The following is a 24,985-nucleotide window of genomic DNA, read 5'->3' as shown; positions in this document are numbered from 1 at the left end:
CGTTTTCAATAACCATTAAGCATTGAACATACTTTCCACGCTTTTTCCGCACGGAAAGGCAAAACAAGAAAAAAGACGCGTACGAAATGTCGCCCTACCTCTGCGCCAAAAACAACACATCCTTATTCCTTAGACCTATCGCTCCTCAGCTATCCTGAAAACGATCAGACGCAACCGTCGCAACCATCAGAACACCAATCAATGGAACAAAGCCCACCATTACCGCTTCAGAAATAAGACAGGTCGGAAGACCAATAAGGTACGAAATCGCCATAGAAATCATGATGTAAAACCGCCTATTTTTAACGCCGGGATTGGCGTTGGCGGGGAGACATCTACGAATTCATACTTGAGCACAACAGCAATTTACAGCACATCAGAGCTGCACTTTTCGCATATTATGCACCCAGAGAAACCCTGCCAATTCCCATGATCATGGCAGTGGCGGCAACGCACCACGGCGCTTTAATCCATGCCAGCTTAAAAAAGTATCCGCCAAGAAAAACGATAACGCCCCAACCGTACACATCAAAGCCAAACCAAAAAGCGCTAACATCCAAGACGATGTCCCTGCATCACGCAACGACCCAACAAACAACGCCATCGCCGCACCACACGTCGCGGCACCCCCCGTCCCATTCAGCAAAATAGCCGCATCCAACACAAAAATACGGCGCTGCAAATGAACAGCATGCGCTTCCAAATGCTTACGATCCACAGGCTCCATCGGCGCTTCACTCTCCACAATTGGAGCCGTAAGTTGTTTATGAATCGCCTCTAAATGATCTGATACACGGGCCAGACGCGTGTTGAACACGTTAATCAAAGTCCCAATACCGGACAGCATAAAAACCGGCGTCAATGCAACTTGGATCAGGTGTGCCGCGCTACCCACAGGGTCAATATCGGTGGAAGTCTGAAAAAACATAATGTCTCTAATCGATTCCGCTACAGTTCTTCGCGCTTGAAAGCCACGCAACATATGGCAGCCCACCGCTCGAATACGCTCTATAACGCCCCCCCACTGGAAAGGCTTCGTCCTTATAGAGTAATAAATACCACACCTCACAACACGGAAGGATGGCACATGCGCCTCTGGCGGCCTCTCTCACGTCTCGCGCTTTGTATCGGCACATCCTTCGCCGCATTAACCGGCCAGCTCGCCCCAGCCCATGCAGCCGAAAGCTGCACTGGCCTTGCTCAACATGTTGAGCTCAGTTGCCAGAGTTGGACCGATATTAACGCGCAGCTTCAGGCCGGAACGCGCACCATCATCATTCCTATTGGTGGAACAGAACAAAGCGGCCCCTTTATCGGCGTTGGCAAACATAATGTCCGCGCCCTTGCCCTAGCGGATATAGTTGCCAACACCGTTGGGCAAACACTTGTCGCGCCCGTCATCGCTTATGTCCCTGAAGGCAGCACCACACCCCGTACGTCCCATATGCGCTTTCCCGGCACCATCTCTGTCCCCCCCACCGTGTTCACGGGCCTTCTCCAAGGCGCTGCTGAAAGTTTCCGTGTACAAGGCTTCCATAATATCATTTTTCTCGGGGATCACGGGGGCTATCAAAGCCTGATGACCGAGACGGCCCAAACCCTCAATAAACGCTGGAAAGGCACCGCTTACGCCCTCGCCGCCACCAGCTATTATGAAGCTGTTCCCAACGCATTCGCTGATGCCCTCCGCGCCAAAGGCTATGGTGCAGATGTTGGCAAGCATGCCGAACTCAGCGACACATCTCTCATGCTGGCTGTTGACCCATCTCTCGTCCATAGTGATGCTTTACGACATGCATCAAAGCCAACCACAGCAGATGGAGTCTATGGAGGCGATCCGCGCCCTGCCACAGCAGCGCTCGGCCAGATTGGTACCTCTCTTCAAATACAGGCCGGGGTTGCGGCCATTCAATCCTTTAAGGAGAAGCACCCATGACATTTACCCCTCGTTCCCTCCGTATTGCCAGCGCTGCCGCGTTGAGCCTGCTGTTCAGCACAGCACTCTCCGCACATGCACAAACAACGGACACTACACCAGCACAGCCAATAACCGCACCAACCCCGGCAGATGCAACGACCACTCCTTCCACTGTGCACACCATTCCGGGCATGCCGGCCGTCATCAACCCCAACAACATTTACAGTGAAGCAAGCGCTGGCCGGGTTACCCCAGCCATCACCAATGACCCCGCACGCATCTATGTACCCAACCTGCGCGGCAACAGCGTTTCCGTCATTGACCCACAAACCTTCAAAGTCGTGAAAACCATTCCCGTTGGTCGTTCACCACAGCATGTGGTGCCAAGCTGGGATCTGCGTACCCTTTGGGTTACAAATAACAGTGAAGGGCGCTCTGACGGTTCCCTCACCCCCATCGACCCCGCCACCACACTGCGCGGCAAAGATGTGGTCGTAGATGACCCGTATAACATGTACTTCACCCCCGATGGCCGCTACGCCATTACCGTTGCTGAAGCGCATGAACGCCTCGATTTCCGTGACCCGCACACCATGGAACTCAAAGGCTCCGTCTCAGCACCACAATGTAAGGGCATCAACCATGCCAACTTCGCAGCCGATGGCAGCTACGCCATCTTTACCTGTGAATTTGGCGGTTATGTTGCCAAAATTGATACCGTCAATCTCAAACTGCTCGGTATGCTCAAACTGTCACGCGGCGGCATGCCACAAGACATTATGGCCGCACCAAACGGACGTAAGTTTTACGTTGCAGACATGATGGCCAACGGCGTGTTCGTCCTCGACGGCGATACATTCCGTGAAACCGGCTTCATCCCCACCGGCATCGGTACGCACGGCATGTACCCAAGCCGCGATGCCAGCGTGCTCTACGTTGCTAACCGTGGTTCCAACAAAATCCATGGCCCACGCCGCGGCCCTGGCAGCGTCTCCGTGATTGATTTTGCCACAGACAAAGTCCTGAAAACATGGCCCATCCCCGGCGGCGGCAGCCCCGATATGGGCAATGTCAGCGCAGACGGCAAGCTCCTCTGGCTCTCCGGCCGCTTTGATGACGTTGTCTACGCCATTGATACGGATACCGGTGCAGTCCGCAAGATACCCGTCGGGGCAGAGCCACATGGCCTCGCCGTCTGGCCACAACCCGGCCGCTACAGCATCGGCCATACAGGCCTCATGCGCTAAGTTATAGCCCCACAAAAAAAGCCCCGGTTCACGCCGGGGCTTTTTTACATCCACTTCACACGGTCACATCATCCAACCGTTTTATTAACCGCCAAACCACCTGAAGCCTGACAGACCGGCATAATCTCCATCGAATTCACATTCATATGCCACGGCAAACGCACCAGCCATGAGACCGTCTCCGCAATATCTTCCGGCTGCAAGGGCGTCGTCCCCGCATAAACAGCGTCAGCCTTCGCATCATCGCGCAAACGCACATTGCTGAACTCACTGCCACCGCACAGGCCCGGCTCGATATTTGTGACGCGGATTTTCGTGCCCAACACATCCGTGCGGAGATTACGGCTAAACTGACGCACAAACGCTTTCGTCGCCCCGTAAACATTTCCACCCATATACGGATATGTCCCCGCCGTACTGCCAAGCGTCATGATATACCCAGCATTACGCACCACCATTTGCGGCAAAAATGCCCGCGTCAATTCCACAACACCAGACACATTCGTGGCAATCATCGTTTCCCAATCATCAGGATTCGAATCCTGTGCCCGATCAACACCTAACGCCAAACCCGCATTATTGATCAGCACATCCACCACGTCCCAACCCGACGGCAAACGCTCTGGCAACGCACGCAGCGCAGCTTTGTCCTGCATGTCCAACGTCACAGGAAGAACATGATCTCCCAACTCCGCACGCAATGCTTCTAAACGCTCTGTACGGCGCCCCGTCGCAATGACCCGATGCCCATCTCGCACCAATCTCTCGGTAATGGCACGACCAAAACCCGCCGTAGCCCCCGTCACCAATACTGTTTGAGACATCCTACCCTCCACAAACTGCACCTGCTGAATACGATGCAATTCCATCATTATTCATGACAAATGCTTGCAAACAAAGGTGAAATTCTCGCATGTTACACGGATGACGAACACTTTCTCCGGACACAACGAAAACCTCACTGGGAAACTGCTCATCGCAGCCCCTCAACTCGCTGACACCTTTTTTGCCCAGAGTGTCATCTATGTATGCAGCCACTCTGACAGCCACGGGGCCATGGGCCTCATCATCAATAAGCGGGTCTTCAAACCTTCCATTGGAGAGATCTTTAGCCAACTCTCCATAGAACCTAACCCACCCAAGCGCGCTCTCCCACTCTGCCTCGGCGGCCCTGTTGATCATGACCGTGGCTTTATCCTCCACAGCGCAGACTGGCAGCATGAAGGCGGCATTACCGTCACGGACACGACACGCCTCACCGCCAATTTAGACATTCTCAAAGACATCGCCGCCGGAAAAGGCCCCGAGCGCGCTATCATGGCGCTTGGCCATGCGTCTTGGTCCACCGGTCAATTAGAAAATGAAATCTTAAAAGACTCCTCATGGCTCGTTGCCCCCGCAGACCAAGACCTCATCTTCAGCACACAATACGCCGATAAATGGCGCAAAGCCCTAACATCCATTCAGATTGATCCACTGCGCCTTTCCCCCCATACCGGAGAAGCTTAAAGGTTTTTACAAACACTCCGCTGACAATATTCCTCACCCCATATTTTACAGAGCAAAACGCACGACGCTCTCTCATCGCAAACACAAACCACTTCAGGTCATGCCTACCATCACCTAAAATCTCTTGCCCAAAAGGCGAATAATGGCATGGCCCGCAAGGCGCGCCCCCTTTCTGTCACGGTATCATGAACAAAAAGATGCGCCCGAATATAAGAGAGTCGTTTATACTCTCCCCTCTATAGTCTTGGCAGAAAGCATCTGGTTATGTCCTCCGCATTGCCCATCCTCCATGTGTATGAACACTGCCCATTCTGCGTAAAAGCGCGTATGATTTTCGGACTGCATGCACTGCCTTTCGAAAAGCGTATTTTCCTCCATGATGACACGACTGGCCCAACCGAGATGGTTGGGCGTAAAGTTGTACCAATCCTTGAAGAAAACGGGACTTTCATGCCCGAAAGCCTCGATATCATCGCACATATTGAGAAGAGCGCCCCCACACCACTCCTCACCGGCCCACTCAATGACGCCATCACTCAATGGCTCTCCAGCATTGCCGCACCTGCTTATAAACTTCTCATACCGCGCGTGGCCTCTGCCCCATTCCCAGAGTTTTCCACCACGTCCGCACGAGCCAACTTCATCCGCCGCAAAGAAAGTGCCGAACATCCTTTCGGCATAATTCTGGACAACAGCACGGACGACATTCAGCACATCAACCAAAAGCTCCTAGAGCTTGCCCCTCTGATCCAATCCCCTAGCGCCGTAAACGGCACCTTATCTTACGATGACCTGCATCTCTTCGCTCAACTGCGCAGCCTGTCGCTCATTCGCGGAATTCACTACCCAGTTGAGGTTGATGCCTATCGCCACACCATGAGCGAACGAGCGCGTGTACCCTTGTTAGAGGTCTTCGCCGTCTAACCGTCACAGAAACTTTTTATACACCCCATTGCCTCGCCCATAACAATTTGGCGTAAAGAAACACTATGAAAATGCGTTTTTCTTCCCTCCTCTCCCTCGGCGCGCTCCTCGCCGGGTCCTTGCTCTCCGGCTGTGCGACCACGCCGCAGACATCACAAGATAATACCGCCACCGAACCAACACCGGTCATTCTGGTGTCACTCGATGGCTTCCGGACGGAGTATCTCTCCCGTGGGCTGACGCCCCATATCGCTGCCATCGCACAAAACGGCATCACCACCACCGCGATGCACCCATCATTCCCCTCCATCACCTTCCCAAACCACTATACGCTGGTGACCGGTTTGCGCCCCGACCATCACGGCATCGTCGGCAATACAATGACGGACCCCGCTCACCCGGGCGTCACCTTCACAATGGCCAGCAAAGAATCCTACTGGTGGGATGAAGCCGAACCAATTTGGGTCACAGCCAAAAAACAGGGGCTCAAAGTCGCCACCATGTTCTGGCCCGGCTCCGAAAGCGAAATCCACGGCATCCGCCCCGATGATTACAGCGCTTTTGATAAAAGCATGACGGATGATCAGCGCGTGAATAAGCTCTTAAGCTGGTTTGATGTCCCCGCCAAAGATCGCCCACGCTTCGCAACCCTCTACTTCAACACAACCGATACAAACGGGCACCACTTTGGCCCCAACTCACCACAGGTCAATGATGCCCTGCGCGATGTCGATGAAGGCGTTAACCGCCTGATGGAAGGCCTTGCCAGCCGCCACATCAAAGCCGACGTCATCGTCGTTGCTGATCACGGCATGTCCGAGATTGGAGACAACCACTTTATCGCCTTGGATAAGGTCGCACCGGCAGCATCGTTTAACTTTATCACCGGCGGCGCGTACGCTGGCGTCAACGCCCAGCCGGGCAAGACCAAAGTGCTCGAAGCCGGATTGCTCCATAAGCATGACCACATGCAGTGCTGGCGCAAAGGCGAAATCCCTGAGCGCCTGCACTACGGCACCAACCCACGCGTACCAGATTATATCTGCTTAGCGGATCCGGGCTGGGTCGTGCTCAAAACAAAGCCCGATGCCAACCACCCTCCCATTAAGGGCGATCATGGCTATGATCCCGCCTCTCCGGACATGAATGCCCTCTTCGTTGCTTCCGGGCCGGACTTCCCTGCTGGAAAAGTTCTTGCACCTTTTGACAACGTGGACGTCTACCCATTGGTGATGCAGTTGCTCAAAGTTCAAGCACAACCAAATGACGGTACATTAGCCCCCTTCGTGCCTTTGCTGACCATGAACCCAACCTAACCTTCATACCAATACAGGCTGAGAGGTCACCTTCTCAGCCTGCTTCAACTCTCCCCCAACACCACCTATCTGGCACATTGGGGCAGCCTATCCACCCTCATAAAAAACGACGAACCAAGCGTTACAAACTCCAGTTCACCGCCAGCATCGGCGTTATACTCGCAGCCGTATTACGCCCTTGGAATGTGATGCCCGCACCTGCGATCACACCCACCATCCCCGTAATATTATACTCCAAAGCTGGCGCAATCATGAGCGAGTAAGAAGCCGGCGCATTATCTTGGAACACACTCCCCCCCTTGCTCCGTCCATGCACACGCACAGCATCACTCTGCGACACGATAAAATCCGTCGCAAAAACCCAATGCTTGGTAATGCTGTACTCGTTTGACAGATTAAACACCGAACCCTGCCCAACGGAAACATGCCCTTCAAAACCCGGCAATGTTCCATAAACAGAACGCCCTTCAAGATGGCGCCCCGTCGGCACAACATAAGAGTAATTCAACCGCACACGATCTAAGCGACCATTCGGCAACCAGACATAAGACTGTGCAAAAACCGAAAGCTGCTCACTAAACACACCCGACCCAATCGGGTTCGCAGATTCTGATAGATGGTCAATACGCTCAACCGGTAGTGTTTCTTGAAAGTCCAACGACACTGTCGGCAAAGAGCTTTCCTTCGGCGGATGCCAAATCCGATATTGCATTTTCACAGCAACATCACCGACGTGAATCCCACGATATGGTGCAAAAGCACGGCTACTATTATAGCCAAAATTAGCCTTGACCCCGACCATAAGGTTCGAGGTCAAGCCATAATAAAGTGGGTTAAAAGAGCGTACATGATTCACCACTGGCCCTGACTGATGCTGACCTCTGGCCGAGTACGTGCCGTAAGACATCACATTCCATAAATACGGCTCAAAGAACGCACTCCCTTGTGGCAGGGTCGCCGCCGTCGAGGAATACAACGACCCAGTCACCCAAAAGTCATTTAAGGACTGACGCTGGTCATTCGCCTGAGCAACACCAGCCGAAAATAACACAGCAATAATAGCGAAGGATTTTAACCTCTGCTCTGAACACAACCTAAAAGAAAACCTATTCTTTTTAAGATACGTGCAGAACGTCAATCATCATCTCCTCAAACATTATCGAGATGAGCAATGTTTGTGAAATCGCTGCAAAAAACAGTACAAATAAACACTGCATCTCAGCAGGCTATTTGATACAAATATTGCTCTATAATAAAAAACCGCCACATCCCGAGGACATGACGGCTCCCACCGCATGGTGGTGGCACTGCTTTTCCCTACCACCATGACTTTAGTGGCAAGGAATATCAGAGAAAACAACTCTTTCTTTAAAGTAAAAGAAAAAGTTTTATTTCGTTTTCATTATGGACGACGGCGACGACTAGAGCCATCACCTGTCGGGCGGCCGCCACGTGAGCCGCCTTCTGGGCGGGAGCGGTTCGGACCTGCGCCACCACGGCCCTTATAGCCACCACCAGCACCACCACGTGGGCCACCCTTACCAAAACGCTTGCCTTCGCCCGGATTACGACCACGCGCACCGTAGCCACCACCCTGTGGCGCTTCTGACGCTTCAATCGTCACTTCATCAGCATCTGCACCAGCAAGGCAGGACTTAAAGCGATCAACGCTTTCATCCGCGATTTGGAAGTGTGTCTGCTCTTGATCAATACGGATGCTACCGATTTCACGCTTCTGCACACCACCCAAACGGCAAATCAGCGGGATCAGCCACTTCGGATCTGCACGCTCCGTGCGACCTACACCCATACGGAACCACTGGCCAGCCATAACGCGCTCTTCACGCGGTGCGCGTTCTGCGCGCTCACCACGCTCGCCACGTTCACGACGCGGTGCCTCAATAGAAACAGGACGCAGCGCTTCAACACCTGGCAGACGCGCACGGTACATACCAACCAATGCTCCTGCCAAAGCCTTCGCGTCATGCGTTTCCGCAATCTTCGTGACCAGCGCATCATCTGTTTCACCAGAAGCTGCCGTCAAAATTGGGTCTTCAAGCAAACGCTGTGCATCCTGCTCTGCAATCGCGTCTGCCGTTGGAACAGCATCCCATGATGCATTCAGCTTTGCCAATGCCAAAAGACGCTCAGCACGACGGCGCTGGCTGAACGGCACCATCACAACGCTGGTACCCTTACGGCCCGCACGACCGGTACGACCTGAACGGTGCAGCAGCGTTTCGGCTGATGTTGGAATGCTCGCATGAATCACAAGATTCAGCGCTGGTACGTCAATACCACGTGCCGCAACGTCCGTCGCAACACACACACGGGCTTGACCAGAACGCAGGCTCTCAATAGCGCGGCTACGCTCATTTTGTCCCATCTCACCAGAGATAGCGACTGATGCAAAGCCACGCTCTAACAGAGCGGCCTGAACCTGATTTACCATCATACGGGTGTTACAGAACACCATCGCCGTTGGGCTTTCATAGAAACGCAGAACATTCACCAAAGAACGTTCGATTTCCTGAGGAGCCGTCACAACCGCACGATACGTAATATCGCTATGCTGCTTCGCACCGCTAACCGTATCAACACGTGCAGCATTCTTCTGGTAACGCTTTGCCAGAGACACAATTTCACGCGCGATTGTCGCAGAGAACAGCAACGTACGACGCTCAGCCGGAGCACCATCCAGCAACTGCTCCAACTCATCACGGAAGCCCATATCGAGCATCTCATCCGCTTCGTCGAGTACGACGCAACGCACAGCGCTCAGATCAAGGGCACCACGGGAGAGGTGATCACACAAACGGCCCGGCGTTCCCACAACGATATGGGCGCCACGGTTCAGTTCACGTGCTTCACGGCGCGCATCGGTACCACCAATGCAGCTCGCAATACGTGCACCAGTATCAGCATAAAGCCATTCAAGCTCATTTTGCACCTGAATCGCGAGTTCACGCGTTGGGGCAATAACAAGCGCCATAGGCTGCGGGGATGGTGCAAGACGCTCAGCTTCACCCAGGAGAGTCGGCGCAATCGCGATGCCAAAAGCAACCGTTTTGCCTGATCCTGTCTGAGCCGACACCAGCAGATCCCGCTCATCAAGTCCCGGCTGTAAAACAGCTTCCTGAACAGGCGTAAGCTGTTCGTAACCGCGTGCTTCAAGCGCGCGTTTGAGTGCGGGATGGATATCGGAAGACAACATGGGCAACAATTACTCGACAAACGTCACGCCGACGTCAAAAAATGCGGCGGCAGGGAGGGGTGGGATAGAGACTTATGCGTCAAAAAGCCAGTAAAATACCGAAAGGTATTGGTCTGCCCCCTCCTGACATCCCCCCTCCAGCACAGCTCTTCGCCGCGTGAACGATCAATTAGGCATGTTTAATCGCGTGAACGACGCCCAATCAAGGCACGAACCGTGTCGTGCCAGCCGTTAAGATCTTCTGGAGGGACCACTTCCCCTGTATCAAGATCCACGAATCCAGCACGAGATAGCAGAATACTTATCAGACGGCTACGATCTTCTGCTTCCAAGGCCTGCCAAAGCGCAACGGCCTTCTGTGGATAGAAGCTATCCCCAAACGTCACAATCAGCGGTGCACCGGGCTTTAACACACGGTGTAGCTCATCAAAAACGGCTAAAGGCTGGGTCAAATACGCCACACCATCGCAGAGCGTCACCGCATCTAAACTCTGATCTTCAAAGGGAAGAATCGGATTTTCGTTTAAATCCTGCACTTTACGTTTCGTCAAAACAGGATTCGCTTCAAGGGTTGTTTTCGTCACCCCCAGCCCTGTCGCCTCAGAAAACTTTGCCTCTTCCGGATAATGGCTCAAAGATCCAGCCATCAGATCCAGAACACGCCCCCCAACCGGCAACGCTGTCTGATACAAGGCCGTAACCGCCGTACGCGCCCCCAAATCCATCAATGTATCGGGCAAACGATCCGCATAAAACGCCGCATCCGGCGCATCATCAACGCGCGTAAAGGCCGCAGCATGGAACCCTTCAATCTGCTCTACCTTACTCATCGCACCACTCCCCTCTATCATCAGGTCACTCAAAATCCCCTCTCCCGTAAATCATGTTCTCCGTGCGTCAACCCGCCACATGCGCTAGAAGACCCCCGCCATGACTCTATCCTTCACGAAAATGCACGGACTCGGTAACGATTTTGTTGTTATCGACACACGCCACTCTCACTCTGTGCCCAGCACAGATATGATTAAACATCTCTGCGACCGGAGATTGGGAATCGGCTGTGATCAACTGGTCCTGCTCAACGCCCCCACACGCGACGGGGCCGATGTTTTTGTGCGCTTTTTCAACCCGGATGGTTCAGAAGCCGGCGCATGCGGTAATGCCTCACGCTGCGTCGCCCTCTACTTACAGGATCTCTCAGCCCCCACACTCCAAACACAAGCAGGCCTCCTCTCTACCACTCGGCAAGGCGACCTCATCACCGTCAATATGGGTGCACCACGCTTGGACTGGAAGGAAATCCCTCTCAACCACGCGTGTGACACGCTGGACCTGCCTGTGCAGGACATCACCCCACATCCCGCGGCGGCCTGCTCTATGGGTAACCCACACGCCACCCTCTTTCATGGCATCCAAGACGCTGAAACCCTCGGCCCCATTCTTGAACACGCCCCCCTTTTTCCAGAACGCGCTAATATCGGCTTTGCAGAAATCCTCTCCCCAACACATATGCGCTTGCGTGTCTGGGAGCGTGGCGCAGGCCTCACCCCAGCCTGCGGTTCCGGCGCTTGCGCTGCTGTCGTCAACGCAGCCCGGCGCGGCCTGACAGAACGCGCCTGCACAGTCGATGTCGATGGCGGCACACTGCATATTGACTGGCGCGCTGACGGCACCGTCTGGATGACTGGCCCTGCCACCCGCGTTTTTGAGGGAACACTCTCATGACGTCCCCAAAAGTCCTCACCTTTGGCTGCCGACTCAACGCCCATGAAAGTGACGTCATGGCGCATCTGGCAGAAGGCGAAAACGCCAAAGACACCATCATCGTCAATACCTGCGCGGTCACCGCCACCGCAGAGCGCCAAGCACGCCAAGCCATCCGCCGCGCTCACCGCGAAAACCCCAATGCCAAAATTGTCGTCACCGGTTGCGCGTCTGAAGTCGCGGAAGAAAAATGGACGGCCCTTCCCGGCGTCTCCCGCGTGGTCAAAAACACCGATAAGCTAAACCCCAAACATTGGGGCACCCCGCAAGCACAAGCAAAACGGCCCAGCACACCGCCCTCACGCCATGCCCGCGCCCTCTTGCAAGTACAGCAAGGCTGCGATCACCGCTGCACCTTCTGCATCATTCCCTATGGCCGTGGCGATTCACGCTCCACCCCCCTGCCAGAAGCACTCGAACGCGCTCAAGCCCTCGTCGATGCTGGCCACCTAGAAATTGTCCTCACGGGTGTAGACGTAGCCTCATGGCGCGGCCCCAACGGTGAAGGCTTTGGCCATATTTGTCGCTCCCTCTTAAAAGAACTCCCAGCCCTCCAGCGCCTACGCCTTTCCTCAGTAGACCCCGTCGTACTCGACCCAGACAAAGGCGATTCTGACCTCTGGTGGCTTCTTGAGAATGAGCCACGCCTCATGCCGCACCTACACCTCTCCCTACAGGCTGGCTCTGACCTGATCCTCAAACGCATGAAGCGCCGCCACACCACCCGCAGCGTCGCCCATAGCTTGGACCGCATCCGCGCCATCCGCCCAGAAATCGGCATTGGTGCAGACCTCATCGCAGGCTTCCCAACGGAAACCGATACGCTATTTCAGGAAACTCTATCCTTCATTGAAACGCAGAAAATCCCTTTCCTGCACGTCTTCCCTTACAGCGAACGCCCAGAAACACCCGCAGCCCGTATGCCCGCCGTCCCCAATGCAGAACGCCAAGCCCGCGCTGCACTGCTGCGTGACGCTGGTGAACGCAATAAAACCGAGTTCCTGACGCAATTTGTCGGCACGCAACAAGCCGTACTCATTGAAACCCCTGCCCAAGGCCATATTGCCAGCTTCGCCCCATTCCGCTTGATCGACCCAGAAACATCCCCCCCACGCGGCACTCTGGCCCCCATTCATGTCGAATATGCCGAAAACGGAACGCTCTTCGGCATCCTACAGGGCTAAGGCGCTCCTTCTGTCCGTCTTGAAAATGAGGGAGTGTATCGCCGTAAGTTATTCTTTTTGCTTAAAAAAGCAAAACCTCCTTATCCATTTATACGCAATGCTTTAGGTGATCATAGTGATGCTTAGCTCTGTTCTAATGAGCTTTCATGTTCCAATGATTTGTGAAGCTTTGCCGTCATAAACTCCAAGACACTTGCGTCACTGTTCCCAAAAACAGGAAAATATGGGGCCCCAACAATCAAAAGTTTTTTGGTTCTTTTTTCCAAAAAATAATAAAATGCCTCCACAGCAACAGAGCTTTTCTTTCTGTTTTTCTTCAAAAAAAGAACCCATCACACCAAAACACATGAGAAAATTCCCAAAATCCCCTTCCAAGGCTTGACGCGAAGCCCAACCTGTCCGAACTCCCAAGTATGGCTGGATTTTTCTCTCGACTAAAACAGGGTTTGTCCCGTTCAAGCGCACGGCTTGGCGCGGTCTTTACGCATCGTCGGCTCGACGAAGCTGCACTTGAGGAACTTGAGGACGAGCTCATTGCAGCCGATCTCGGCCCCGCAATCGCACAACGCGTCATCGAAAATTTCCGGCGTTCTCGCTTCGGAAAAGACGTCACCAGCGATGAAATCCGTGAAGCTCTCGCCCATGAGATTGCGCAGGTTCTCAATCCCGTCGCACAACCCTTCACAATTGATACCAACCGTAAGCCGCATGTCGTGCTGGTCGTCGGTGTCAACGGCGTTGGTAAAACTACAACCATCGGCAAAATGGCCCGCCATTATTCCGAAGAAGGCAAGAAAGTCATGCTCGTCGCGGGCGATACGTTCCGCGCCGCTGCCGTCGAACAATTAGACGTTTGGGGAAAGCGTAGCAACGTACCCGTCATCTCCGGCAAACATGGCGCTGATGCCGCGGGCCTCGCATTTGACGGCCTCAAACGCGCAACAGAAGAACACGCGGACCTTCTCCTCATCGACACCGCAGGGCGCTTACACAATAAAAGCGCACTCATGGAAGAACTCGCCAAAATCATCCGCGTCATGCGGAAGTTTGACGAAACAGCTCCTCACTCCGTGCTACTCGTACTTGATGCCACAACCGGCCAAAACGCCATTGAACAGGTCCGCGTCTTCCGCGAATTGGTCAACGTCACCGGCCTGATCGTCACTAAACTGGACGGCTCCGCGCGTGGTGGCATTGTCGTTGCCCTCGCTGAGCAATTTGGTCTGCCCGTCCATCTGGTCGGCGTCGGTGAACAAGTAGAAGACCTCCGCCCCTTCCTCGCAGAAGAATACGCCCGAGGCCTCGTCGGGGGCGATAGTGACCTCGCCGCCCGCTTAGTGGAAACCCAGCCCGAAAGTAACGAAACCTAATACAACACACGGTGAGGCAACACCTCACCGTACCCCCCTCAACGCACAGAAGACAGCCCCCATTCTTCCTCCAACGCCGTAACCCTTTTCTCTAACCTCACCCGCTCCACACGCAAGCGCTGCCCCCCTATAAACCGCGCTACAACGGTAGAAGCCTCAGCCACAAACCACGCAAACGCTAAAGCGCACCAGTCTAGAATTAAGAGCTTTTCGTCCTCTACAATCTGCACACATACAGGCCAGGCCGCACGCCCTCCCCACACATGGTGCAAAGGGCGTACCATCACCGCGCCAATATAAAACAACATAATCACCAAGCGCTGACGATCCGCTCGCGTGTCGATCATCATTAAAACCGCAACAGGCAACAGCAAGACGCACAGCACCAACACAACACCGGGGCAATACATCACACCAACCCCTAGAAAGAGACCATGCCACCATCGCAAGTCAGGGAATACCGCACCACGCTTCATGGTCTAATGCCCACAAAACTCATACCAAATGCTCGACATCGCCACCACGATGCCAACCACCAAACAACAAAACTCTCCTAAATTCCGTGCCTGTTTTTGCGTAGCACTCAGCCTCTCCGCCTCACACGCAATATAAGCACGGATCGTCTCCACTTCATGCTCCGCCTCCTGCGCTTGCGCCTGATCACGCCCCAAATCAGACGGATCTTGCACAAAACTTAACAACGCCCCGAGGTCACCACGTTCCACTAATTGTGCAAGCTGCTCAGATTTATGCTCTCGTACTGTTTTGCTCCGCCACGCACTCAACTCTTCCTGCAAATAAGGCAAAGCTTTTTGTGCAATATGCGACAATGGCCCCATATCGGACATCTGCTGCACACGCGCAATCATCTGTAAATCTGACACCCACACCGCACGCCCCGCCACATGCACATCTGCAATCGAGCGCATAAACCCTAATGTTGCGTGTACATTTAAAAAACTGCGCATGTGCTTATCCAGCAAAGCCCCTCCCGGAAAACTTCCCTGCTCAGCACAGTGCTTTTCCAACCAACACACCAAACCAACCGATTGAATAATCCGTTGATCCCAACATTGATCCGACAAGCAGGGCTGGTAGTGATTCGCGTGATACACAATACGCCGCGCCTGCTCCTGACCTTTAACAGAAGACTGCCGGGCTAAACGTAAAAAATGCTGTAATGGCTGCTTTAACAATGGGGAGAGCTGCGCCTTATTCACTAAATCCGGCGTAGCAATCAAAAGCCCTACAAAACCAAAGACATCCCGCCGCATGACCGAATCCTCACCCTCTCGCCAAGCATTGGCCATCATGTGCGGCAAAGCCTGCGGCCAAAACCACCGCTCCCCCCAACATAACGGAGCCGTCGGGTCCAGCAATGATACCGCCTGCATCAGAATCCATGTCTTGGAACTCACCGCCCCAACAACACCACCAACAACCACCAAACGTTCTATGTGGCGAGCGACATCCACAAGATCCAATTCATGATGCAGCCATTTACCAATCACACGCCGCTTCAAAAGTGATAAAAACGTATCCGGATACCGCCCCGCAAACCACGCAACCGCTTGCGGTGTCCGCAAAGCATACCCCTCAATAACCAAAGGCACCCGCGCCAAAATCCGACTACGTGACGAAAACATTTTACTTGGCGCAATCGTCACCAAATCCTTCGGTGCTGGCCGATAAGCTGGCGTGTCAGATAACATCGCCTGCAACAACGACACCAAACCGACAGGGATCGTCGCACCCGCCATATATACTGCCGCAGACCCACGCTCAAAACGGCGCTGTACAATTTCTTCATCAGACAAGCCCTCTAAGGGAACCTTGCCCGTACACAGCATTAAAATCATCACGCCAAGCGCAAAGACATCACACGCAATTGTGCCGTCACCACGCTGATGAGGTGCACACACCGCAGACGATAATGGCTCAAACACAACAGGCTGATGCACAGCAGGCGGCGTCAAGCCCAAAGGTCCCAAAAAAAGCCGACGGCTCCCCTGCTCTTGAAAGACATTATCCGGCCGTAATGCCCGACAGGTCATGCCCAGACCATCAAGATGCATCAGCAATTCAGCAATAGGCCGAATAACGCTCTCAATCAGTTGGCTCTCAGGCCAAGGCGTAAAACCAACAGATAAGGGCGGCCCCGGCAAGGGTGAACACATCACCCATAATGCACCATCATGATATTCCTGCGCCTGAAGCGGAATCACACTTTCATGGCGGTATAACGCATATTCGGGCCATCGTGCCCGCAAAGTTTGGGGAGCAAGCGCCAATAACGGCGCAGCCGGCATACTGACATCATGCGCCTCATACGCATCGCATCCCCCCATTGGGGGCTTCGGCCGGTCTAAGCGGACATTATAACGCCCGCCAATAAGAATCTTATCTGCCGCAACCATACCCCTTCACCGCCCCCAACGGCTCTTCCAGCCTATAATACCAGAAGAACCCTTGATGGAGCGTTAACAGGGGAGGTTATAACTTCAGCAATTAGTCTTCGAACGGATCACGCATCAGGATGGTGTCATCACGCTCTGGACTGGTTGAAAGCAACGTCACCGGCGCTTCAATCAGCTCTTCAATGCGGCGCACATATTTGATCGCTTGCGCTGGCAGTTCTGCCCATGAACGCGCTCCGGCCGTTGTTTCCTGCCAGCCCGGCATCGTTTCATAAACAGGGCGTACCCGCGCCTGCGCACCCGGAGCAGATGGGAAGAAGTTGATCTTCTCTCCGTCCAACTCATACCCGGTGCAGATGGAAATTTCGTCCAGACCATCCAGAATATCAAGCTTGGTCAACGCAATGCCCGACACACCACCAACGCGGCATGCACGGCGTACCATCACAGCATCAAACCAACCACAACGGCGTGAACGCCCCGTTACCGTACCGAATTCATGACCACGCTCACCAATCGTACGGCCAATATCATCATGCAGTTCTGTCGGGAACGGACCTTCACCAACGCGCGTCGTGTATGCTTTTGCAATACCCAGCACAAAACCGATGGAAGACGGGCCCACGCCCGAACCAGATGCCGCAACAGCCGCAATGGTGTTCGAACTCGTCACATACGGGTACGTGCCATGATCCACGTCCAGCATGACAGCCTGAGCACCTTCAAACAGGATACGACGGCCAGCGCGACGTGCTTCATCCAAACGGTCCCAAACCGGGCACGCGAAAGACAAAAGACGCGGCGCAATTTCAGCCAACCATGCCTTGATCTCTTCCTTCGAGAAGGTATCTGCCCCTAAACCTGCCAGAAGCGTGTTGTGGTGCAACAACAACTCATCCAGCTTCCAGTCCAGCGTTTCTGGCTCAGACAAATCACAGATACGAAGTGCACGACGCGCCACCTTATCTTCATAAGCCGGACCAATACCACGGCCCGTTGTGCCGATCTTATGCTCACCACGCGCCGCTTCACGCGCACGATCCAGCGCACCATGCACAGGCAGAATCAACGGCGCTGTCTCAGCAATCCACAAGGTTTCTGGATTCACGACCAGACCTTGCGCGCTCACACGGTCGATTTCGGTCATCAGTGCATGGGGGTCAACAACCACACCATTCCCGATCACACCAACCTTGCCGCGTACTAGGCCGGATGGCAGCAGAGAAAGCTTGTAAACCTGCTCACCCACCACCAGCGTATGACCCGCATTATGGCCGCCTTGGAAACGCACAACGATATCGGCGCGGCTGGCAAGCCAGTCCACAATCTTACCTTTACCCTCATCGCCCCATTGGGTGCCGATTACGGTGACGTTGGACATGGGCTTGCTTTCCTCGAAGAATCAAAAACGAACAACAGATTACAGCGCGTGAGCCGCGCCATCACGCCAAAAATGCGTGCAAGACAAACGCAACGCTTCCGCCTCAAGCTGCGCATCCTGCGCCAAAGCAGATACCGTTGCAAAACCTTGAGTGTGCAACGCTGAAAGCGCATCACCGGATATCTCCAGCGGCACATAGCAGCGCGGGCGCGCGGGGGGAAGCGGGGCCGCACGTAACAAAGCTTGTGGACGCAACGTCAAACCACATGCAGGCTCTGAGCCCGCCAGGTAACGCCCACCACGCCCCAATTCCTCACGTGAACCCACAGCAAACACCGTGACGCACAATCCCGTATGATATTGCCACCCACGGAATTCCACCGGATCAATAGTCAAACGAATACCGGGACGACGCGCACGCAGCGCTGCGATGGATTCAACCAAACGTTCCAAATGCGGACGCACAGCTTCCGGCAAGGCCAAACCACGCAAAATCTCTAGCGCACGATCTGCTGGCCCAGCCGCTCGCAACAACGCCAACAGCGTCTCCGCAATCGAACCACCCAGTTCCGCCACAGCACCAGCATCTTTACGGTCCAGTGCGTGCAAAAGCGCCGCACGGTCCTTTTCCGCAATCGCTCCGTCAATCACACCCAGCGCCAGAGCTGGCATGGACAGATCAAACGAAACATCCGCAATGCCCAGCTCATCCAAAGCCTGCGCACCCAGCGCAATCACTTCAGCATCCGCCACAGCAGAATCCGGACCGATCAACTCAATACCGGCTTGAGACACCTGACGATCCGTCTCCCGCCCCGGCGTACCAACGACAATGCAGCTGCCAGAATACGATAAACGCAAAGGCCGTGGCGCATCCGCCAAACGAATCTGCGCAATACGCGCAATTTGCGTCGTCATATCCGGGCGCAGCGCCATCATACGATGGGAGTTCGGATCCATCAGACGGAAGGTCTGATTTTGCAACGCCGAACCCGCACCATTCAGCAGCGCATTTTCAAACTCCAGCATCGGCGGACGAACCCGCTGATACCCATGCCGTGAAAAAGCTTCCATCACACACGCAATACCGCGTGCTTCCGCTTCCGCCTCTCCCGGTAACAAATCCGCAAAACCGGAAGGAAGCAGCGCATCACCACGAGCATCCTGCGTCAGGATTTCGTCAAATGAACTCATGGGGCAAAAGCCTCCCGCGTTTCTTCATACGCCCAGTCTAACCAAGGCAGAAGAGTTTCAATATCAGCACGCTCCACCGTTGCACCGCCCCAAATGCGCAGCCCAAGCGGCGCATCGCGGTAAGAAGCCAGATCATACCCAGCATCTTCTGCAGCAACGAGGCCCGTCAAATGCTTAACAACCTTCATCTGCACATCACGCTCTAACGCCACAAACCACGGTGCCGTAATTTTCAGGCATATAGAGGTGCAAGACCGTTCCTCTGGCTTTTCGGCCAAGAACGAAATCCAATCAGAACGCTCAACCCATGCCGCAATAACGGCCAGATTGCCTTCCGCACGCGCCTTCAGCGCTGGCAAACCGCCCACACCCTGCGCCCAGCGCAAAGAATCCAGCGCATCTTCCACACACAGCATGGACGGCGTGTTGATGGTATCCCCAGCGAAAATACCCTCAATCAAACCCTTCTTATTCGCCAGACGGAAAATCTTAGGCAAAGGCCGTGGTGCAGGCTGCTGCAAACGCTCTGCAGCACGTGGGCTAATCGCCACCATCCCGTGGGCCGCTTCCCCGCCCAGCGCTTTTTGCCAAGACCACGTCACAACATCGAGGCGATCCCACGGCAAATCCATCGCAAACGCAGCTGAAGTGGCATCACAAATCGCCAAACCATCATGCTGCACCGGGATCACATCCGCATGCGGCAAACGCACACCCGATGTCGTCCCATTCCACGCAAACACAACATCGCGCGCCCAGTCCACCGCCGTTAAATCCGGCAATTGACCATAAGGCGCATCAAAAACACGTATGTCTGGGAGCGCGAGAACATCCCGCAAATCGTGAGCCCATGTGGCGGTAAAACTCTCAAAAGAGAGCACATCCACACCGCGCTGCCCCGCCAAAGACCAGAGAATCATCTCAACAGCCCCAGTATCAGACGCAGGCACAACCCCCACACGCCAATCATCCGGCACGCCCAACACATCACGCGACCGCGCAATAACATCTTTCAAACGTGCTCGCCCTTCAGGCGCACGATGAGACCGACCTAATAATGCATTATCGAGAGCGGAAAGAGACCAACCAGGGCGCTTCGCACACGGACCTGACGAGAAGAACGGGCGATGAGGTCTTACGGTCGGTTTATTCATGAACGTTCCAAGCTGGGCGGTTCGATGCCCTGCCATTAAGGCAGGGCAATATCTGGTGCGAGAGGGGGGATTCGAACCCCCACGCCTTTCGGCGGTCGATTTTGAATCGACTGCGTCTACCGTTCCGCCACACTCGCATGGAACGGAGGCACCATACTGCATTTCATCAGGTAGGGCTAGAGGCCAAAAGCCCCTTAATCCATTATTTCCCGCACATAAGGCGTAAATTTTGGATTGCCGCGCCAGAAGCGCCCTTCCCCAAATTGTCTAAACGCGCCGTAAGCAACACTTTTTCACCATCACTATGCACCCGAAGCTCCATAGCATCCGTGCCCGCCAAACGATCGGCTAACAACGTTAGCTCAGCGGACAGAACCTGCACAACATCACTACCCGCATAAGTCTTACGCAAAATTGCTTCGATCTCAGCCGCCGTCGTCGCTTCTGGCAGACTCCGCAAATGCAGTGGAATGGAAACAATCATCCCCTGCGCAAAATGCCCAACAGACGGCACAAAGATCGGCGCATGGGTCAGCCCTGAATAATGCTGAATTTCCGGCACATGCTTATGCTGTAATCCCAGCCCATACAGCAAAAAAGCCGGCCCACCTTCACGCTCATGCGCTTCAATCGCACTCCGCCCAGCGCCACTATAGCCCGATACCGCATTAATCGAGATCGGATGATCCGCCGGGATCACACCTACCGCCACCAAAGGCCGCAACAAAGCAATCGCCCCCGTTGGATAGCACCCCGGGTTTGACACATGCCGCGCCGCCGCAACACGCGCGGACTGCTCCGCATCCATCTCAGGGAAACCATAGACCCAACCATCCGCACGCCGATGCGCGGTTGATGCGTCCAAAAACCGTACATCCAGCCCTTCACCCAAGGCCACAGCCTCACGCGCCGCATCATCCGGCAAGCACAAAATCGCCACATCCGCTTGACGCAACATGTCTTTACGCGCCTCAGAATCCTTACGCAGCGCCGGATCAATCGATAAAATCTCAAACCCTAACGCGGCAGGCAACGCTTCAATACGCTGGCGAATACCGAGCCCCGTCGTCCCTGCCTCACCATCGATAAAGATCCGCGCCATGTGCTTTGCTCCTGCCATCCTGAATTAGGGGGTCCATTCTCTGTCAGGCTTATTGTAGAGAGCGAAGACGACACTGTCATCTTTTCCTCTCACCCCAAGGGCCCGCCATGACCGCTCCCCACGCTGAAGAACGCCAAATAGACCGTCTTCTGACCATCATGCGCCGCCTCCGTGACCCACAAAATGGCTGCCCTTGGGATATTGCCCAAACACCCCAAACCATCGCCCCCTTCGCCATTGAAGAAGCCTATGAAGTCATGGACGCCATCGCACGGGCCGACCATGACGCCCTCCCCGATGAGTTAGGAGACTTGCTCCTACAAGTCGTATTCCAAGCCCAAATGGCCCAAGAAGCTGGGCAGTTCGACTTTAACGATGTGGCCCGCACCATTGCCGACAAAATGGAACGCCGCCATCCCCATATTTTCTCCCCCGGCGCAGAGCGTGGGAACTGGGAAAACATCAAAGAAACCGAACGCCGTGGCCGCGCCGAATTCGGTGCCCTCGCAGGCATCGCCGCCTCCCTCCCTGCACTCTCCCGCGCCGCAAAAATTTGCTCACGGGCCGAGCGTGTTGGCTTTGACTGGGATGACGCACAAGGCGTGTTCCAAGCCGTCAAAGGCGAAATTGCAGAACTCGAAGCCGAAATGGGCGGTGACCCAGACCGGATAGAAGATGAACTGGGCGATGTTCTTTTCACCGTCGCCAGCCTAGCCCGTAAAATGAACATTGACCCCGAAGCCGCCCTGCGCCGCAGCAACGCAAAATTCACCCGCCGCTTTGAAGCCATGGAAGCCGCCCTCGCCCAAGACGGCAAAACCATGCCAGAACAAGACCTCCCAACCCTAGAAGCCCTCTGGAAAGCCGTTAAAAAACAACCCGGCATGGGCTAAACACTCCCAAAAAAGATGCACCGCCCCAACACCCCACGATATTCTCGGCACGCCGGGAACCTGCTAGAGAACCGAGCATGACCGACGAGCTTGCCACTTTCGACTTTGACCTCCCCCGATCCTGCATCGCCACAGAACCCGCGCGACCAAGAGATAGCGCACAGCTTCTGCACGTTCCTGCACAAGGCCCCTCCGCCCTCGGCATCGTACGGGACCTCCCATCGCTCCTCCGGGAAGGCGATCTGCTGATCGCCAATGATACTGCCGTCATCCGTGCGCAGCTTTCAGCCACACGCGGCACAGCCCGTATTGGCATTACCCTTGACCGTATTTTAGCGGATGGGAGCTGGCACGCCCTCGCCCGGAACTCCCGCAAGCTCCGCTCCGGCGATATCCTCAATTTTGGCGATGATCCGGTCACAGCCACAATCGTCGAAAATGAAGGGGACGGCGCCGTCCAAATGCGCTTCTCCGTGGAAGGAGAAGCCTTTGACGCGTTCCTAGAACGCGTGGGCGCACTCGCACTCCCCCCCTATATTGAGCGCCCCTCCGGCCCAACGCAGCAAGATGATGATGACTACAAAACCATCTTCTCAGACAAGCGCGGCGCAGTCGCCGCCCCAACAGCCGGTCTTCACTTTACACCAGAACTCCTCGCCGCCCTTGATGCACGCGGCGTAACCCGCAAAACACTCACCCTCCATGTCGGTGCGGGCACCTTCCTGCCCGTACGCTCCTCCATCTCAGAGCACCGCATGCACGCGGAATGGGGTGAAATTGATGCCGAAACCGCCCAACTCATCAACGATACCCGCGCCAAAGGTGGCCGCGTCATCGCCGTCGGCACCACATCCCTGCGCCTTCTGGAAAGTGCCGCACAAGAAGACGGAACCGTCCACCCATGGCGCGGTGAAACCTCCATCTTCATCCGCCCCGGATACCGCTTCCGCGCGGTAGACCTTCTCATGACCAATTTTCACCTTCCGCGCTCAACACTCTTCATGCTCGTCTGCGCCTTTAGCGGAACAGACACCATGCGGGCCGCCTATGCCCGCGCCATCAATGAAGAGATGCGTTTTTATTCTTATGGCGATGCCTGCCTGCTGGAGCGTGCCGAATGAGCAAGCCTGATTTCTCCCAACATGCCGATAAAATGGTCTGGACGCCTGAAAGCACCTGCGGCCAAGCCCGTGCAGGCCACCTGCACACACGCCACGGCACCGTCCCCACCCCAACCTTCATGCCCGTCGGCACTGTCGGCACCGTCAAAGGTATGATGATGGATTCCGTCCGCTCCACCGGCGCGGGCATTGTTCTGGGCAACACCTACCACCTCATGCTCCGCCCCACGGCAGAGCGCGTGGCAAAGCTCGGCGGCCTGCACCGTATGATGGATTGGCAAGGCCCTATCCTCACCGATTCCGGCGGCTTCCAAGTCATGTCCCTCGGCGCACTACGCCAATTAGATGAAGACGGCGTCACCTTCCGCTCCCATATTGATGGCAGCGCACACCGCCTCACCCCCGAAAGCTCCACAGATATTCAGCATAAGCTGGATGCCACCATCACCATGGCTTTCGATGAATGCCCCGCACTCCCCGCCACACCAGAAGCCCTGCGCAAATCCATGGAAATGTCCATGCGATGGGCAGCCCGCTCCCGTGAAGCCTTCATCGCACGCCCCGGCTATGGCCAATTCGGCATCGTCCAAGGCGGCACCGAGCGCGACCTCCGCGCAGAATCCATCAAGGCCCTGACCGATATCGGCTTTGAAGGTTACGCCATTGGCGGCCTCGCCGTGGGTGAAGGGCAGGACCTCATGTTCTCCACCCTCGATTTCACCACCCCCATGATGCCGCAGGATAAAGCCCGCTACCTCATGGGCGTCGGCACCCCCGATGACCTTCTGGGCGCCGTAATGCGTGGTGTCGATATGTTCGACTGCGTCATGCCGTCACGTGCAGGACGTACCGCCCGCGCTTATACTGAGCGCGGAACTATCAATTTACGTAATGCACGCTTCGCCGAGGACACACGCCCCATCACCCCTTATGATGATAGCCCCATGGCTGGACGCTACAGCCGTGCCTATCTGCACCACCTGTTCCGCGCCAAAGAAATGCTTGGACCGATGCTGCTGACACTCCACAACCTCGCTTATTATCAACGCCTCATGCGCCAAATTCGCGCCGCTATTGTGGATGGAACATTGAACGAATTAGCCGTTAAACTGCGAGCCGATTGGGCGCAGGGCGATTGGTCCGAAGATGAGTGGCCAATGCCTTCTTATCAGTAAATACCCCCCCTAAGGGAGGGATTATAACCCCTCCCTTATAAACCCCATTTCCTCGCCACCCTAAAACGTCATTTAAAATTAACAAGACTTAATGTTTCCACC

23 protein-coding genes and 1 tRNA gene are annotated in these 24,985 nt (G+C 55.0%); 11 read left to right on the top strand and 13 right to left on the bottom strand.

Annotation, left to right across the window (positions count from 1 at the left end):
• Positions 1 to 145: 145 nt before the first annotated feature.
• Together NTH01S_RS11785 and NTH01S_RS09065 are read right to left on the bottom strand one after the other, a co-directional pair.
• Positions 146 to 283, bottom strand: coding sequence for a hypothetical protein (locus tag NTH01S_RS11785; protein ID WP_157070924.1), 138 nt, complete (start codon positions 281 to 283; stop codon positions 146 to 148).
• A gap of 150 nt (positions 284 to 433) precedes the next feature.
• On the bottom strand, positions 434 to 928 hold the full coding sequence (locus tag NTH01S_RS09065) for a DUF2721 domain-containing protein (protein ID WP_068172728.1): 495 nt from the start codon (positions 926 to 928) through the stop codon (positions 434 to 436).
• 159 nt (positions 929 to 1,087) lie between these two features.
• On the opposite strand from NTH01S_RS09065, the gene NTH01S_RS09060 reads away from it, so the two are divergent.
• Entirely contained in the window at positions 1,088 to 1,936 is an 849-nt protein-coding gene (locus NTH01S_RS09060; protein WP_068172726.1) for a creatininase family protein, read from the top strand.
• Entirely contained in the window at positions 1,933 to 3,165 is a 1,233-nt protein-coding gene (locus tag NTH01S_RS09055; RefSeq protein WP_084367226.1) for a YncE family protein, read from the top strand. Before NTH01S_RS09060 ends, NTH01S_RS09055 begins: the two co-directional genes overlap by 4 nt.
• A 68-nt stretch (positions 3,166 to 3,233) precedes the next feature.
• Here NTH01S_RS09055 and NTH01S_RS09050 read toward each other — a convergent pair whose 3' ends face one another.
• Positions 3,234 to 3,989: an SDR family NAD(P)-dependent oxidoreductase gene (locus NTH01S_RS09050; RefSeq protein ID WP_068172723.1), complete on the bottom strand. Its 756-nt coding sequence runs from the start codon at positions 3,987 to 3,989 to the stop codon at positions 3,234 to 3,236.
• Between the two features lie 100 nt (positions 3,990 to 4,089).
• On the opposite strand from NTH01S_RS09050, the gene NTH01S_RS09045 reads away from it, so the two are divergent.
• The 3 genes from NTH01S_RS09045 (at position 4,090) to NTH01S_RS09035 (ending at position 6,914) form a co-directional block, all read left to right on the top strand.
• Positions 4,090 to 4,674: a YqgE/AlgH family protein gene (locus NTH01S_RS09045; protein ID WP_068172719.1), complete on the top strand. Its 585-nt coding sequence runs from the start codon at positions 4,090 to 4,092 to the stop codon at positions 4,672 to 4,674.
• 264 nt (positions 4,675 to 4,938) lie between these two features.
• The gene (grxB, locus tag NTH01S_RS09040) at positions 4,939 to 5,598 is read left to right on the top strand and encodes a glutaredoxin 2 (RefSeq protein ID WP_068172716.1); all 660 of its coding nucleotides are present in this window, start codon (positions 4,939 to 4,941) and stop codon (positions 5,596 to 5,598) included.
• Positions 5,599 to 5,663: 65 nt separating this feature from the next.
• Entirely contained in the window at positions 5,664 to 6,914 is a 1,251-nt protein-coding gene (locus tag NTH01S_RS09035) for an alkaline phosphatase family protein (RefSeq protein WP_068172713.1), read from the top strand.
• Positions 6,915 to 7,035: 121 nt separating this feature from the next.
• Here NTH01S_RS09035 and NTH01S_RS09030 read toward each other — a convergent pair whose 3' ends face one another.
• From NTH01S_RS09030 to NTH01S_RS09020, 3 genes are all read right to left on the bottom strand, one after another.
• The gene (locus tag NTH01S_RS09030; protein ID WP_157070923.1) at positions 7,036 to 8,007 is read right to left on the bottom strand and encodes a hypothetical protein; all 972 of its coding nucleotides are present in this window, start codon (positions 8,005 to 8,007) and stop codon (positions 7,036 to 7,038) included.
• A gap of 309 nt (positions 8,008 to 8,316) precedes the next feature.
• A complete protein-coding gene (locus NTH01S_RS09025) occupies positions 8,317 to 10,128 on the bottom strand; it encodes a DEAD/DEAH box helicase (protein ID WP_068172707.1) in 1,812 nt (603 codons plus the stop codon).
• 179 nt (positions 10,129 to 10,307) lie between these two features.
• Complete coding sequence (locus tag NTH01S_RS09020; RefSeq protein WP_068172704.1) at positions 10,308 to 10,958, bottom strand: class I SAM-dependent methyltransferase; 651 nt, start codon at positions 10,956 to 10,958, stop codon at positions 10,308 to 10,310.
• A 100-nt stretch (positions 10,959 to 11,058) separates the two neighbouring features.
• Between NTH01S_RS09020 and dapF the strand changes: the two genes are divergently transcribed.
• The 3 genes from dapF to ftsY all read left to right on the top strand — a co-directional run bounded on the left by dapF (position 11,059) and on the right by ftsY (position 14,446).
• Positions 11,059 to 11,853 carry a diaminopimelate epimerase gene (gene dapF / locus NTH01S_RS09015; RefSeq protein WP_068172701.1) on the top strand — a complete coding sequence of 265 codons (795 nt, stop codon included), beginning with the start codon at positions 11,059 to 11,061 and terminating at the stop codon, positions 11,851 to 11,853.
• A complete protein-coding gene (locus NTH01S_RS09010; RefSeq protein WP_068172698.1) occupies positions 11,850 to 13,076 on the top strand; it encodes a MiaB/RimO family radical SAM methylthiotransferase in 1,227 nt (408 codons plus the stop codon). Before dapF ends, NTH01S_RS09010 begins: the two co-directional genes overlap by 4 nt.
• 413 nt (positions 13,077 to 13,489) lie before the next feature.
• Positions 13,490 to 14,446: a signal recognition particle-docking protein FtsY gene (gene ftsY / locus NTH01S_RS09005; protein WP_068172694.1), complete on the top strand. Its 957-nt coding sequence runs from the start codon at positions 13,490 to 13,492 to the stop codon at positions 14,444 to 14,446.
• Positions 14,447 to 14,484: 38 nt separating this feature from the next.
• Here the strand turns inward: ftsY and NTH01S_RS09000 are convergent, their stop codons facing one another.
• From NTH01S_RS09000 to argC, 7 genes are all read right to left on the bottom strand, one after another.
• Positions 14,485 to 14,922 carry a hypothetical protein gene (locus NTH01S_RS09000; RefSeq protein WP_068172691.1) on the bottom strand — a complete coding sequence of 146 codons (438 nt, stop codon included), beginning with the start codon at positions 14,920 to 14,922 and terminating at the stop codon, positions 14,485 to 14,487.
• A gap of 3 nt (positions 14,923 to 14,925) precedes the next feature.
• A complete protein-coding gene (locus NTH01S_RS08995) occupies positions 14,926 to 16,863 on the bottom strand; it encodes a serine/threonine-protein kinase (protein ID WP_068172688.1) in 1,938 nt (645 codons plus the stop codon).
• Between the two features lie 91 nt (positions 16,864 to 16,954).
• Positions 16,955 to 18,244 carry an adenylosuccinate synthase gene (locus tag NTH01S_RS08990; protein WP_068172685.1) on the bottom strand — a complete coding sequence of 430 codons (1,290 nt, stop codon included), beginning with the start codon at positions 18,242 to 18,244 and terminating at the stop codon, positions 16,955 to 16,957.
• A 39-nt stretch (positions 18,245 to 18,283) separates the two neighbouring features.
• Complete coding sequence (locus NTH01S_RS08985; protein WP_068172682.1) at positions 18,284 to 19,438, bottom strand: ATP phosphoribosyltransferase regulatory subunit; 1,155 nt, start codon at positions 19,436 to 19,438, stop codon at positions 18,284 to 18,286.
• A complete protein-coding gene (locus NTH01S_RS08980) occupies positions 19,435 to 20,592 on the bottom strand; it encodes a phosphoserine transaminase (protein ID WP_068172679.1) in 1,158 nt (385 codons plus the stop codon). Before NTH01S_RS08980 ends, NTH01S_RS08985 begins: the two co-directional genes overlap by 4 nt.
• 53 nt (positions 20,593 to 20,645) lie before the next feature.
• Positions 20,646 to 20,729: transfer RNA gene (locus tag NTH01S_RS08975), tRNA-Leu, on the bottom strand.
• Positions 20,730 to 20,794: 65 nt separating this feature from the next.
• Positions 20,795 to 21,694 (bottom strand): N-acetyl-gamma-glutamyl-phosphate reductase, encoded by a 900-nt coding sequence (gene argC, locus NTH01S_RS08970; RefSeq protein ID WP_068172676.1) that lies wholly within the window; start codon positions 21,692 to 21,694, stop codon positions 20,795 to 20,797.
• Between the two features lie 107 nt (positions 21,695 to 21,801).
• Between argC and mazG the strand changes: the two genes are divergently transcribed.
• From mazG to tgt, 3 genes are all read left to right on the top strand, one after another.
• On the top strand, positions 21,802 to 22,587 hold the full coding sequence (gene mazG, locus NTH01S_RS08965; protein ID WP_068172673.1) for a nucleoside triphosphate pyrophosphohydrolase: 786 nt from the start codon (positions 21,802 to 21,804) through the stop codon (positions 22,585 to 22,587).
• 77 nt (positions 22,588 to 22,664) lie between these two features.
• The gene (gene queA / locus NTH01S_RS08960; RefSeq protein WP_068172670.1) at positions 22,665 to 23,708 is read left to right on the top strand and encodes a tRNA preQ1(34) S-adenosylmethionine ribosyltransferase-isomerase QueA; all 1,044 of its coding nucleotides are present in this window, start codon (positions 22,665 to 22,667) and stop codon (positions 23,706 to 23,708) included.
• Between the two features lie 32 nt (positions 23,709 to 23,740).
• Positions 23,741 to 24,883: a tRNA guanosine(34) transglycosylase Tgt gene (gene tgt / locus NTH01S_RS08955; protein WP_068172772.1), complete on the top strand. Its 1,143-nt coding sequence runs from the start codon at positions 23,741 to 23,743 to the stop codon at positions 24,881 to 24,883.
• Positions 24,884 to 24,985: the final 102 nt, after the last annotated feature.

Source organism: Neokomagataea thailandica NBRC 106555 (assembly GCF_001598495.1).
GTDB lineage: Bacteria > Pseudomonadota > Alphaproteobacteria > Acetobacterales > Acetobacteraceae > Gluconobacter > Gluconobacter thailandicus_A.
The sequence above is the reverse complement of the archived record's forward strand: the minus strand, read 5'-3'. Positions and strand labels throughout refer to the sequence as shown.